The sequence below is a fragment of the Nocardia sp. NPDC041819 genome (genome assembly GCF_055590505.1).
Genome location: NZ_JBVJAP010000001.1, coordinates 928,822 through 942,145, shown reverse-complemented (window position 1 = coordinate 942,145; position 13,324 = coordinate 928,822). Strand labels below are relative to the sequence as shown.

The window sequence follows — 13,324 nt, the reverse complement described above, 5'->3', positions numbered from 1 at the left end:
AACGAGCGACGGCGAGACCGCGGCCGGCAACCGATCCAGGCGTGCCCGCGCACGCCGTGCCCGCGCCCGGGCGCGTCAGCAGTCGACAACAGCAACAACAGAATCGGAGCAAGCCACGTGACAGAGCCGAGTCGTCTCGAAGTCCGGACCGCCGACCCGTACCCGGTGATCATCGGTCGCGGGTTGCTCGGCGAACTCGTCGAGTCGGTCAGCGGCGCGACCAAAGGCGTGCGCACCGTGGCCATCTTCCATCAGCCGCCACTCGCCGAGACCGCCGAAGCGGTGCGGAAGGCGCTGGCCGACACCGGCATCGACGCACATCGCGTCGAGATCCCGGACGCCGAGGCGGGCAAGGACCTGGCCGTCGCCGGGTTCTGCTGGGAGGTGCTCGGGCGCATCGGCCTGACCCGCAACGACGTCGTGGTCAGCCTCGGCGGTGGCGCGGCGACCGACCTCGCCGGGTTCGTCGCCGCCACCTGGATGCGCGGGGTGCGCATCGTGCACGTGCCCACCACACTGCTGGCCATGGTCGACGCGGCGGTCGGCGGCAAGACCGGAATCAACACCGAGGCAGGCAAGAACCTGGTCGGCTGCTTCCATGAGCCCGCCGCCGTGCTCGTCGACCTGGCCACGCTGGAGACGGTTCCGCGCAACGAGATCGTCGCGGGCATGGCCGAGATCATCAAAGCCGGTTTCATCGCCGACCCGGTGATCCTCGATCTGGTGGAGCGCGACCCCGAGGCCGCCCTCGACCCGTCCGGCGAGGTGCTGCCGGAGCTGATCCGCCGCGCGATCCAGGTGAAAGCCGACGTCGTCGCCGCCGATCTGAAGGAGTCCAGCCTCCGCGAGATCCTCAACTACGGTCACACCCTCGGGCACGCGATCGAGCGGCGGGAGCGCTACCGGTGGCGGCACGGCGCGGCGGTCTCCGTCGGGCTGGTGTTCGCCGCCGAACTCGGCCGTCTCGCGGGCCGTCTCGACGACGACACCGCCGACCGTCATCGCGCGATCCTTACCGCCGTCGGGCTGCCGACCAGCTACGACGCCGACGCGCTTCCGCAACTGCTGGACGCCATGCAGACCGACAAGAAGACTCGCTCCGGCGTGCTGCGCTTCGTCGTGCTCGACGGTCTCGCCAAGCCGGGCCGACTCGAGGGACCCGACCCCACGTTGCTGGCCGCCGCCTACTCCGCCGTGGCGCGCGAAGGCAAGCCCGACACCGGTGGCATCCTGCTGTAGAGCCATGACACGTCCGGTGCCGGACGGTGGTGTTCGACCGAACGAGCAAAGGCGGACCCTCCAGGAGGGTCCGCCGTTGCTCGTCTCAGTGGGACGGAACCCAGAGGTCGTACCTACCACTGCCGTCGTTTCGCGGAACGCACTCCGCGTGATCGTTCCAGAGCGGCGCGTCCTTCATGCAGCTCGCCAGCGAGACGTTCGACGCCGACGACACGCATTGGAACCCCCACTTGGGCTGCGCCGAGGCGCAACCATCGGCTTTCGCCGCCGCCTGACCGCCGAACACGAACGCGGACGCGGCGATCGCCATCGCCGCGGTGACCCCGAATCGAATCAGCACAACGCTTCCCCTCCCGTTGAAATGCATTGCACAGCAGCATAACCGGCGGCGTCCGCAGCGGAAAGGGGGCACGCACCGGCGCCTGCCGGTCGGCCGCATCACCACCTATGGCAATGGGTCAGCAAATGACGCGGACGAGCGACTTCATTCGCGGATCACCCGCCGTCCATCCGATTGCGTCGATGCGCGAGTCGGGTCAGGCGGGGGTGGACTGTTTGCTTGCGGCGCGGTCGGCGAGAGCGCGGCCGATGCCCACGCCGATGAGGGCGAAGATGAAGATCAGCAGGACGATGAACGCCGCGGCCGCGGTGAGTTCGAAGAGCAGGCCGTTGTCTCCCAGGTCGAACTTGGGCAACCAGTCGAGCAGCCAGGCGGCGAGACCGCTGCCGACGCCGGCCACCACCGCGGCCTTCAGCCACAGCAGTGTCAGGTCGGTGCCGCGGTCGGGATCGGGCTGGGCCGCCCTGTCCTTGCGTCCGTCCAGGAAACCCCAGTACAGGGCGGCTGCGACCAGCACGATCAGTGCGAGCGCACGCATCAACGCCCCGTGGGTCGGCCAGTACACCATCGCGAACCCCAGCGCGGCGCGCAGCAAGACGACCAGCGCACCGAGCACGATCGCCCGCAACACCCAAGCATTCATGCGCACCACCCTAACCCCGCGTCGCGCTCAACCAAACTAGAACCGGTATCAATTCCGGGACCGGTGCTCCTCGTCCAGCGCCGCCGCCATCTCCGCGCGCGGCGCGGGTTGTCCGGTGAACAGCTCGACCTGCCCGTAGGCCTGGTTCAGCAGCATCTCCAAACCGCTGACCACCGTGTGCCCAGCCCTCGACACCGCCTCGGCCAGCGGTGTCGGCCATGGGTTGTAGATCGCGTCGAGCACCACCGGAGCCTCGGCCACCGCAGGGGCGACGACCGCGGCCGCTGTCGCGGGAACGGTACTGATCACGGCACCTGCCGCCGCGCAGATCCCCTGGAGCGGCCCGGCCTCGAACGCGGCCAACGCGGCAACCATTCCGAGCCGCTCGGCGAGTTCGAGCGCACCGCGCGCCCGGTTCGCGTCCCGCGCGACCACGGTGACCGACTTCGCGCCCAGCTGCGACAGCGCCAGCAGAGCGGGCCGTGCGGTACCGCCCGCGCCCAACACCACGCCTTCGGTCAATTCTCCGGCCCCTGCGCCGCGCAGCGCACCGAGCACGCCGTCGACGTCGGTGCAGTCGGCCAGCCAGCCTGCGCCGGTGCGGACCAAGGTGTTGGCCGATCCCACCAGCACGGCACGCTCGGTGCGCTCATGCGCGTAGGCCAGTGCCGCTTCCTTGCCGGGCATGGTCACCGAGAGCCCGACCCATTCCGGCCCCAGCCTGTCGACGAACCCGGGCAGTTGCTCGGCCGAGCATTCGATGCGCTCGTAGCTCCAGTCCAGCCCGAGCGCGCGATACGCGGCCAGGTGCAGCTGGGGCGATCGCGAGTGCGCGATCGGCTTACCGAGCACCGCCGCCTTGCGACTACCGGCCACCGCTGTCCTTGGAACTGTCGAGAATGCCGCTGCGCTGCGCCCGTGCGATCAGACGCAGATGCTCCTGGTAGTCGTCGGTGAACAAGGTGGTGCCCTGCTTGTCGACGGTGACGAAGTACAGCCAGGGTCCCGCCTCCGGATTCTCCATCGCACGCAACGCGTTCAACGACGGCGCGGCGATCGGGGTCTTGGGCAGGCCCTGCATCGCGTAGGTGTTCCAGGCGGTTTCCTGAGCGCGGTCGGCGTCGGTGGTCGCCACCTCGGTGCGATCCAGGGTGTAGTTCACCGTCGAGTCGAACTGCAGCATCTGATCGACCCGCAGCCGGTTCACGATCACCCTTGCCACTTTGCCCATGTCCTGCGGTTTCGCCTCACGTTCCACCAGCGAGGCGGCGACCAGCGTCTCATAGGGCGTCAGTTTCGTGTCGGCGCCGGACTGCAGCAATCCGGTGGATTCATAGCTCTTCGCGCTCGCGGACACCAGTTGCCGCAGGATCTGTTCCGGCGTGCCGCTGGGATCGAAATCCCATGTGCCCGCGGCGATCAGGCCTTCCAGCTGTCTCGCCCGGTCCGGGCAGTCCTTGACACCCTGCATCGCCCACGCCGGCACCCCGAGTGCGGCCAGGTCCAGGCCCGCGCCCGCGGCATCGAGCTGTTCGTAGGTCACGCACTTCTGGTTCGCGCCGGTGCCGATGCAGCTGGCCTCGGCGATCTTGCGGTAGATGCCGTCGTACCGCCCGCCGGTGCTCATGTCGTGCTGGTCGTGCAGCAGACGTCCTTCGGAGACGACCAGGTTGCCGACCCTGGAGTCCTTGCCGACCAGCGCGGCGACCGCCTGCGCGGCGGGACTGCGGCTCGCGATCGCGTAGAAGCCCGGCTGCACCGAGTTCATGTTCGAATTCCGCACGGCCGCTTCGATGAACGCGCCGGTGCTGGCGACGACGCCCTTGTCGTGCATGGTCGCCGCGATCTGCGTCGAGGTATCGCCGTCGTGCACTTGCACGATCACCAAGGGTCCGGGCGGACCCGCATAGTCCTCCGGCGGGCCGAAACTGGCGACCAGCTTCATGCCCGCGAAGACGACAGCGCCGGCGAACATCAGCGCGAAGACGCCGCCGACGATCCATATGGTCCGGCGGCGCCGCTTGCGCTCGGCGGCTTTGCGTGAGGCCACCCGGGATCGCTTGCCACGCTTACCAGGGCGCTCGGAACGCTCCGGCTGCACGCGCTTCGCGCGGCGCGGCGCCTGCTCGCGGGTAGCGCTGGCGCGCTGCCCGCCACGCCGCGGAGCGGGCGGAGCCGGCGTGGGCGGCTCCTCCTCCTCGTCATCGACGTAGCGGGGGATGACGGTCGTATCGTCGTCGTAGTAGTCGTCGCCGTCGTCGTGTTCGCCCCAGGCCCGGTCATCTCTCCGATACCGCCGATCAGCTTCGCGCTGTCGGAACAGTTCCTCGGCCCGCGCCCACCGATCCGTCATGCATCGTCCCCGGGCGACGCGGAACGTCCCGCTTCCACCGACCTCAACACCGCACTCCGTTCGTCCAACCATCCTTGCAGGATCGACACGGCCGCCGCCTGATCGATCACCTGCCGCTGGCCACGCGCGCGAACTCCACTGTCCCGCAATGCACGTGCAGCTGACACCGTAGTCAAACGTTCGTCGGAAAGCCGGACCGGTACCGGCCCGACGGCAGCCCGCAATCGCTCAGCGAATGCGCTGGCCAGCGTAGCCGCAGTCCCCTTCTCCCCGCGTAATGTTCGCGGCAATCCGACGATTACCTCGACTGCCTCGTACTCCCGCACAATTTCGGCAATTCTTTCGATATCGGGTGCGGGAGCCGAACGCCGTGACGATTTCGCGCGCGGTACGGTCTCCACCGGCGTGGCGAGAATGCCGTCGGGATCGCACGCGGCGACCCCGATCCGGACACTGCCGACGTCGACGCCGATCCGCCTGCCCCGGCCGGGGTCGGTGGCGGGATCCGGCCGGTCGGCGCCGCGCTGCGCCGACCTCTCCGATTCCGCGGGCTCGCCCATCACCCGGCGAGTTCGGCCACCCGCGCGCGGACCGCGGCCAGGCCCGCCGGAATGCCGGACGGATCCGACCCCGCGCCCTGGGCCATCTCCGGCTTACCGCCGCCGCGTCCGGCGATACTCGGGCCGAAGCTGCCGACCAGATCACCCGCCTTGATGCCGAGTTCCTGCGCGGGCTTGTTTACGGCGACCACGAACGGCACTTTGCCGTCGGCGTTGCCGAGCAGCACCACCACGGCGGGCTCGCTGCCGAACCGGCCGCGGATGTCGGTGGCGAGGGTGCGCAGATCACCTGCGGGCACGCCCTCCGGCGCGGCTACGGCGACCAGCAGCAGGCGGCCGATCCGCTCGGCTTGCTCCACGAATGTGGCCGCCGACGACAGCACGGCCGCCATCTTCGTGCGCTCGAGTTCTTTCTCGGCCACCTTGAGCCGCTCCACGAGCTGCTCGACGCGGCCCGGCACCTCTTCGGAGGGCACCTTCAGCGCGGAGGCGACACCGGCCAGCAGCGCGCGCTCCTTGGCCAGGTACTTGTAGGAGTCCAGGCCGACGAACGCTTCGACGCGCCGCACACCGGAGCCGACCGACGACTCGCCGAGCACGGTGATCGGGCCGATCTGCGAGGAATGCTGCACATGCGTACCGCCGCACAGCTCCATGGAGAACGGGCCGCCGATCTCCACGACGCGGACCTCGTTGCCGTAGTTCTCGCCGAACAGCGCCAGCGCGCCCATCTGCTTGGCCTTCGGCAGATCGGTGAGGAAAGTGTTGACCGGGAAGTCGGCGCCCACCGCGTCGTTGGACACGGCCTCGATGTCGGCCTTCTGCCGCTCGGACAGCTGGCCCTGCCAGTTGAAGTCGAAGCGCAGGTAGCCCGGCTTGTTCAGGGAACCGGCCTGCACGGCGTTCGGGCCGAGCACCTGCCGGAGGGCAGCGTGCACCATGTGCGTGCCGGAATGGCCCTGCGTGGCGCCGCGCCGCCACGCGGGATCGGCCTGGGCGAGCACGATATCGCCCTCGGTGACCTGGCCGTGCTCCACGGTGGTCTTGTGCACCCACAGCTTCTTGGCGATCTTCTGCACGTCGTTGACGCGCAGCTTCAGGCCCGAGGAGGCGGTGATGGAGCCGCGGTCGGCGATCTGGCCGCCGGACTCGGCGTAGAGCGGGCTGCGGTCCAGGATCACCTCGACGTCCTGTCCGACGGTCGCGGCGGGCACCCGGACGCCGTCGGCGATCAGGGCGAGCACGGTGGCCTCGGAGGTGAGCTCGTCGAAGCCGGTGAACTCGGTGGCGCCCCGGTCGACCAGCTCTTTGTAGATCGTCAGGTCGGCGTGGGCGTGCTTACGGGACTGCGCGTCCTCCTTGGCGCGCTTGCGCTGCTCGGCCATGAGCGAGCGGAAGCCCTCCTCGTCGACCGACAGCCCGGCCTCGGCGGCCATCTCCAGCGTCAGATCGATCGGGAAACCGTAGGTGTCGTGCAGGGTGAACGCGTCCGATCCGGCGATCGTGCTGCCGCCCCCGGCCTTCACCGCGGCGGCGGTGTTGTCGAACAAGGTGGAGCCGGTGTTCAGCGTCTTCAGGAACGCCGTCTCCTCGCCGACGGCGACGGTCTCGATCCGGCGGAAGTCGGTGGCCAGCTCCGGGTAGGACGGGGCCATCAGGTCGCTGACGACCTTCATGAACTCGCTCATCACCGGCTTCTCGGCGCCGAGCAGGCGCGCCGAGCGCACGATGCGGCGCAGCAGGCGGCGCAGCACGTAGCCGCGGCCGTCGTTGCCCGGGTTCACGCCGTCGGCGATGAGCATGGCGGCGGTGCGGGCGTGGTCGGCGATCACGCGGAAGCGGACGTCGTCCTCGTGCTGGACGCCGTAGGAACGTCCGGTCAGCTCCTCGGCCTTGTCGATGATGGGGCGCAGCAGGTCGGTCTCGTAGACGTTGTCCACGCCCTGCAACAGGAGCGCGATCCGCTCGACGCCCATACCGGTGTCGATGTTCTTCTTCGGCAGCGACCCGACCGGCGGATGCCCCTGCTTCGGGCTCAGCTCACCGCGGACGTCCTGCATGAACACGAGATTCCAGATCTCGAGGTAGCGATCCTCGTCGGCGACCGGTCCCCCGTCGCGGCCGTGCTCGGGCCCGCGGTCGTAGTAGATCTCCGAGCAGGGCCCACCGGGGCCGGGCACGCCCATGTCCCAGTAGTTGTCCTTGCCGTCGCGGAACTGGATGCGCTCCTCGGGCATGCCCGCGACCCGCTTCCAGATCTCGGCGGCCTCCGGGTCGTCCTGGTAGACGGTCACCCAGATCCGCTCGGGGTCGAAGCCGTAACCGCCTTCGTCCTGCGGCTTGGAGATCAGCTCCCAGGCGAGCGTGATCGCCCCCTCCTTGAAATAGTCACCGAAGGAGAAGTTCCCCGCCATCTGGAAGAACGTGTTGTGCCGCGTAGTGACGCCGACCTCTTCGATGTCGCCGGTCCGCACGCATTTCTGCACGCTGGTCGCCCGCGGGTACGGCGGTGCCTCCTGACCCAGGAAGTACGGCTTGAACTGGACCATGCCTGCGTTGACGAACAGCAGGTTCGGGTCGGCCAGGATCAGCGAGGCACTCGGCACCTCGGTATGGCCGGCACGGAGAAAGTGGTCCAGGAAACGCCGTCGAATCTCGTGGGTCTGCACGAATACCCAGCCTACCGGTGCCGCGCACGCGAATTTTCATCGACCGGGCACCCGTCGCGTCCCCGCGACCGCTCAGCCAACCCGGCCCCGCAGCGGCTCGCTGTCCGACATCATGCACACCGGAGCGGGCAGTTCGACAGGCTTCCCGAACACCCGTCGGACGGTCTTGCTGTAGACACCGTCTTCCGGGTCGCTGAACACGACTGCTGTGGCGTGTCCGCCGGCGCCGGATGCACCGATACCGGCGCCGTACGCCCGGCACGAGCGGTCAGCCTCGGACGATGCGGCGCAGCTTGTCGACCCGTGGACCGATTTCGCGTTCGTGCCCGTGGTCGGTGGGACGGTAGTAGTCGACGCCGACCAGTTCGTCGGGCGGGTACTGCTGGGCGAGCACGCCGTCTTTGTCGTCGTGGGGGTACCGGTAGCCCTGCGCGTTGCCGAGTGCCGCCGCACCCGCGTAGTGACCATCACGCAAGTGCGGCGGGACCGGGCCCGCCTTACCCGCCGCGACATCGGCCATGGCCGCTCCGATCGCGGCCACCACGGCGCCGGACTTCGGGGCGGTCGCCAGATGAATCGTCGCCTGCGCGAGCGCGAGGCGGCCCTCTGGCAGGCCGACGAGCTGCACCACCTGCGCGGCGGCGGTCGCCGTCTGCAACGCCATCGGATCGGCCATGCCGATGTCCTCGCTGGCGTGGATCATCAGCCTGCGGGCGATGAAGCGAGGGTCCTCGCCCGCGCTGAGCATGCGTGCCAGGTAGTGCAAGGCGGCATCGACGTCCGAGCCGCGGATGGACTTGATGAACGCGCTGATCACGTCGTAGTGCTGGTCGCCTGCGCGGTCGTAGCGGACGGCGGCCTTGTCCACGCTGGCCTCGACCAGGTCCACGTCGACGGTGCCGTCGAGCGAGGATTCGGCCGACGCTTCCAGCGCCGTCAGCGCGCGGCGGGCGTCGCCGCCCGCGATCCGGACGATGTGCTCGAGCGCGGCGTCGGTGACGGTGTACTCGCCCGCGAGCCCACGCGGGTCGGCGATCGCGCGGCCGAGCACCTGGCGGATGTCGGCTTCGGTCAGCGACCGCAGTTGCAGCACCAGCGAGCGCGACAGCAGCGGCGACACCACCGAGAACGACGGGTTCTCGGTGGTCGCGCCGACCAGCAGGACGATGCGGTTCTCCACCGCGGCCAGCAGCGCGTCCTGCTGGGTCTTGGAGAAACGGTGCACCTCATCGATGAACAGCACGGTCTGCTCGCCCGCCGACAGCCTGCGCCGCGCCATGTCGATGACCGCGCGCACCTCCTTGACGCCGGCCGAGAGGGCCGAGAGCGCCTCGAACCGCCGTCCGGTGGCCTGCGAGATGAGCGAGGCGAGGGTGGTCTTGCCCGTTCCGGGCGGCCCGTACAGCAGCACCGAGGCGGCGCCCGATCCCTCGATCAGCCTGCGCAGCGGCGAGCCGGGGCCGAGCAGATGCTGCTGGCCGACCACTTCCTCCAGCGTGGCCGGACGCATGCGCACGGCCAGCGGCGCACCCGCGTCCCTGCGCACCACGGTGTCGATCGAATGCTCCGGGGGCACCGCTGCACCGGGCACGTCGAACAAACCATCGCTCACCAGACGAACGTTACCCAGCCGCACCGACAGCGCGACATGCCGTTCCCCCGTACCCATTGCGCCGCGCAGGACGGCGCGGACCGGCGCGGCGGCGAACCGAGTTGCGCGTCGCGGGTACTTCAGATGGGATCGGTACCCGTGCCTGAAAACGCATTCGTTTCAGATCCATCGTCCGCCGCCCGCTTCGCTCGGCGCACCCTGCTGAAGGGCAGCGCGGCCGCCGCCACCGCCACCGCGGTGGCGGTCGCCGGACGCGCGCAAGCCGCGACACCGGCATTCCGGCACGGCGTCGCCTCGGGCGACCCGCTTCCCGACGGTGTCATCCTCTGGACCCGCGTCACCGTCTCCGACGACGCGACCCCCGGTTCGGGCGTGGGCGACCCGGCGGCGGTGCGGTGGGAGATCGCCGCGGACGAGCAATTCGTCTCGATCGCCGCCTCCGGAACCGTGACGGCCGCGGCGGAGTCCGACCACACCGTCAAGGTCGACGTCTCCGGCCTCGCGCCGAACGTCGAGTACTTCTACCGCTTCAGCGCCCTCGGCCAGACCTCCCCCGTCGGCCGCACCAAAACCGCGCCCGCCACGGCGGACACGCCGGACCGCCTTCGATTCGGCGTGGTCTCCTGCTCGAACTGGGAGGCGGGCTGGTTCGGCGCCTACCGTCACCTGGCCGGCCGCACCGACCTGGACGCGATCGTGCACCTGGGCGATTACATCTACGAATACGGTCGCGGCAAGTACGGCGGCCGCAACGGCACCGTGCGTGCGCACGAACCGGCGAACGAGATCGTCAGCCTGACCGATTACCGCATCCGCCACGCCCAGTACAAGACCGACCCGGATCTGCTCGGTCTGCACGCCACGCTGCCGTTCATCTGCACCTGGGACGACCACGAATCCGCGGACAACTCCTGGTCCGGCGGCGCGCACAACCACGATCCCGCGACGGAGGGCAGCTGGATCGACCGGCGCGCCGCCTCCGCGCAGGCCTACTTGGAATGGATGCCGGTCCGCGCGTCCGGGTCCGGCGCCGACGCGCGGATCTACCGCAGGCTGCGCTTCGGCACCCTCGCCGAGCTCAGCATGCTCGATCTGCGCAGCTACCGCGACGAGGAGGCGAAACCGGGAGCGAACTGGCGGGAGGCCGACAATCCGGCGCGCACCATCACCGGTAAGGCGCAGATGGAGTGGCTGACCGCGGGCTTGGCGTCCGCGCAGGTGCGGTGGAAGCTGGTCGGCAACTCGGTGATGATCGCTCCGCTGGTCTTCCCGCCGCTGGAGCCTGCCACCACGGCGGCGATCACCAGCACCTTGGGCGTCCCGGAGTCCGGCCCGTCACTGAACGGCGACCAGTGGGACGGCTACACCGCCGACCGCACCCGCCTCTTCCGCGCCATCATCGACCAGCAGATCTCCGACGTGCTGTTCCTGACCGGGGACATCCACTCCTCGTGGGCCGCGGATCTCCCGGTGGACGCGGCGAGCTACCCGGGCGGGGCGACGGCGGGCACCGAGTTCGTGGTGCCGTCGGTGACCTCGTCCAGCATCGGTGACCTGCTGCGGACCAATTCCGGGCCGATCGCGGAATCGCTCGGGGCGATCAACCGTCATCTGCGGTACGTGGAATTGGATTCGCACGGTTACGGCGTGCTGGAGGTCACCGCGGAGCAGGCACAGATGGACTGGTACTACCTGCTGAACGTCACCGACCCGAATTCCGGTGTGCGCCACGGCGCTTCGTTCGCCGTGCGTTCCGGGGGCCGGGTCGAGCCGCGGCCGGGCCCGCTCGGCTGATCGTCGGGCGGAGCTCACTCTCCGCCCGCGCATCCGCCACCGCATCCACCGCCTCCACTGCTGCTGTTGTTGTTGTCGTCCGACTTGCCATGCGACCGGTTCCGCCATTGATAGGCGCGAACCTCTTTGCTGAGCTGCGCTCCGGCCGCGCGGGCACGCGTCGCCGGGTCGCCTTCGATCCGGCTCCGGCCGCTGTTTCTTCGCAGGATCACAACGCCGAGCGGCGTGGCGGCGAGAACGATCGCAAGCAATACCAGCAGTAGGTGACCCATTCGGCACTCCCTCTTCCCCGCGCCCGTGCCCCTGGAACCGAGCGCTCCCGACCTCTCATCATGCGGGTCCCGCGGGCCGATTCGCATCCGTATGCATTCGGCTCTGCGACGGCAAGACGAGCAACGCTATGGGCTTCCCTGGGGCCGATCCATCCCGGTGGCGATCGACCACCGGCACCGGATCACCTCGGCGAGATCGCGGGCAGCGGCGGCGCGGTCATGATGTCGGTCAGAACCGCTCGTCGCCCCAGTCGATCGCCTCGCGGCTGCGGGCCGGCACCGGGAGTCCCGCACCGCGTCCAGCAGGTCGCCTCGTATGGATGCCGCGCAAGCGCACCCAGCGCGGGAGTGCGCAGAGACACCTAAGGACGGCGACCCCTTCGGCTTGATGCCTGCGATGCGGTCCAGGGAGCCCCGGCTGCGTGAAACCGCTTCGTAACCCGGTAGGAGACCGCCGGAACGACGACAACAGACTGGCGGCCGAATTCACATCGCTGAGGTTCCAGCACAGCCCACGCCCAATTCTTCGGACGCGAAGCCCTACTCCGACCAGCGCTCTTCCAGCATCGCCGACACGTCCTCGGCGAAATCACCCACGATGTCGTCCCCCGTGCACCGCGCGTCTTCGGCGAGCGCGGCCCAGCGGTTGATCAGGGCCGCCGAGCGCGGCACCGACAACCCGTGCTCGCGGGCGGCCGCGATACGGGTGTGGTCGGCGGGCAGGAACCAGTAGGTGGACAGCCACACCCAGATCAGCCGGGCTTCCAAGATGCGTTCGGCCAGCTGGTCGTCGTCGGCCAGCGCGGGCCACACGCCCACGACTTCCGCGCGCCACGCCTCGACCATCTGGTTGGCACGTTCACGCGAGAGCTCGAGGTCGCACAGGCAGCCCGGGAAGGACACCAGCGCGTAGGCGATGTCCAGGGTGGCGTCGCGGAATCCGCCCCACTCGTAGTCGAGGAAGCGGGCGCCCTCCTCGTTCAAGATCACATTGTCCGGGCAGAGGTCCGACGGGCTGAACGCCCGGAAGCGCCCGGCAGAGTACAGGCGGTTGCCGCGCACGATCCGCTCGGCGATCTCGCCGGGCACCTCGATGCCCAGTTCGCGCTGGAGCATGCCGGGCACCTCGGCGATCGCCGACTCGGCCTGCTGGGCGATGCCGTCCACCCGGTGCACCACGTCCACCCGGCGCAGTAACGCGACGAAGTCCGCCTCGCGCCCGACGGTGGCGGCGTGCATCCGGCCCAGCGCCTGGGCGAAGGCCATGAGGGCATTGCGGGTGGCCGGCTCGGCGCCGGAGCGCAGCACGGCGGTGAGCAGTGAGTTCTCACCGAGGTCGCTGAGGATCAACAGCCGGTCGGGGAGGCTGTGCGCGATCAGGTACGCGCCCGGGCGGTGTTCCCGGCTCAGTGCGGTGGTGAATTGGTAGGACACCGTCTCGCGGAGGAACGCGGAATCGATGCTGGCCACACCGGGCGCCAGACCTCCGGTCCGGCGATCCTGGGCGGCGCCACGGACCTGCTTGATAATCAGGGTTCGCGGCAACGAGAAGGCGTTCTCCGCTACTCGCACACGTAGGACGGTCGTCCTACCACTACCGCTGAGTTCGATCGGATCGCTCAGCTTTACCGGAGCACCCATTCGCTTTGTGAGCAACTGTTGCGCTGCGGACACGACTTCGGCGGCGCGTTCGGCCAATAGTGCGGTCATCGTCTCTCAAAGTACTCGCATGGGGTCACTTCTAGCGAGCGGTTACACAACCTTTCCGCGTCGCCCGGCGTGTCTCCGGCCAGGCCGGAGGGTGGCCGCCGGTCGCTTGACACCCGTGCACCCGTCGGGTTT

General features: G+C 69.3%; 11 protein-coding genes. 2 read left to right on the top strand and 9 right to left on the bottom strand.

The genetic code is table 11. From position 1 onward, the window contains the following. The first annotated feature begins 117 nt into the window (after positions 1–117). Positions 118–1,239 (top strand): 3-dehydroquinate synthase, encoded by a 1,122-nt coding sequence (gene aroB, locus ACZ6DL_RS04490; RefSeq protein WP_040867583.1) that lies wholly within the window; start codon positions 118–120, stop codon positions 1,237–1,239. A gap of 85 nt (positions 1,240–1,324) precedes the next feature. Here the strand turns inward: aroB and ACZ6DL_RS04485 are convergent, their stop codons facing one another. The 7 genes from ACZ6DL_RS04485 to ACZ6DL_RS04455 form a co-directional block, all read right to left on the bottom strand. Then, positions 1,325–1,579: a hypothetical protein gene (locus ACZ6DL_RS04485; protein WP_062973566.1), complete on the bottom strand. Its 255-nt coding sequence runs from the start codon at positions 1,577–1,579 to the stop codon at positions 1,325–1,327. A gap of 196 nt (positions 1,580–1,775) precedes the next feature. Further along, the gene (locus tag ACZ6DL_RS04480; RefSeq protein WP_466048946.1) at positions 1,776–2,222 is read right to left on the bottom strand and encodes a B-4DMT family transporter; all 447 of its coding nucleotides are present in this window, start codon (positions 2,220–2,222) and stop codon (positions 1,776–1,778) included. 48 nt (positions 2,223–2,270) lie between these two features. Continuing rightward, entirely contained in the window at positions 2,271–3,098 is an 828-nt protein-coding gene (locus ACZ6DL_RS04475) for a shikimate dehydrogenase (RefSeq protein WP_466048945.1), read from the bottom strand. Next, entirely contained in the window at positions 3,088–4,575 is a 1,488-nt protein-coding gene (locus ACZ6DL_RS04470) for an endolytic transglycosylase MltG (protein ID WP_466048943.1), read from the bottom strand. The genes ACZ6DL_RS04475 and ACZ6DL_RS04470 overlap by 11 nt, the downstream gene beginning before the upstream one ends. After that, on the bottom strand, positions 4,572–5,135 hold the full coding sequence (ruvX, locus tag ACZ6DL_RS04465) for a Holliday junction resolvase RuvX (protein WP_357032381.1): 564 nt from the start codon (positions 5,133–5,135) through the stop codon (positions 4,572–4,574). Before ruvX ends, ACZ6DL_RS04470 begins: the two co-directional genes overlap by 4 nt. Then, on the bottom strand, positions 5,135–7,804 hold the full coding sequence (alaS, locus tag ACZ6DL_RS04460) for an alanine--tRNA ligase (RefSeq protein WP_466048942.1): 2,670 nt from the start codon (positions 7,802–7,804) through the stop codon (positions 5,135–5,137). Before alaS ends, ruvX begins: the two co-directional genes overlap by 1 nt. Positions 7,805–8,072: 268 nt before the next feature. After that, positions 8,073–9,473, bottom strand: coding sequence for a replication-associated recombination protein A (locus ACZ6DL_RS04455; RefSeq protein WP_466048940.1), 1,401 nt, complete (start codon positions 9,471–9,473; stop codon positions 8,073–8,075). A 66-nt stretch (positions 9,474–9,539) separates the two neighbouring features. Between ACZ6DL_RS04455 and ACZ6DL_RS04450 the strand changes: the two genes are divergently transcribed. Further along, positions 9,540–11,210: an alkaline phosphatase D family protein gene (locus ACZ6DL_RS04450; RefSeq protein ID WP_466048938.1), complete on the top strand. Its 1,671-nt coding sequence runs from the start codon at positions 9,540–9,542 to the stop codon at positions 11,208–11,210. 14 nt (positions 11,211–11,224) lie between these two features. Here the strand turns inward: ACZ6DL_RS04450 and ACZ6DL_RS04445 are convergent, their stop codons facing one another. Both ACZ6DL_RS04445 and ACZ6DL_RS04440 read right to left on the bottom strand, forming a co-directional pair. Continuing rightward, positions 11,225–11,482, bottom strand: coding sequence for a hypothetical protein (locus tag ACZ6DL_RS04445; protein ID WP_466048937.1), 258 nt, complete (start codon positions 11,480–11,482; stop codon positions 11,225–11,227). 540 nt (positions 11,483–12,022) lie between these two features. After that, a complete protein-coding gene (locus ACZ6DL_RS04440; RefSeq protein ID WP_040867617.1) occupies positions 12,023–13,192 on the bottom strand; it encodes a phosphotransferase family protein in 1,170 nt (389 codons plus the stop codon). Between the last annotated feature and the right edge of the window lie 132 nt (positions 13,193–13,324).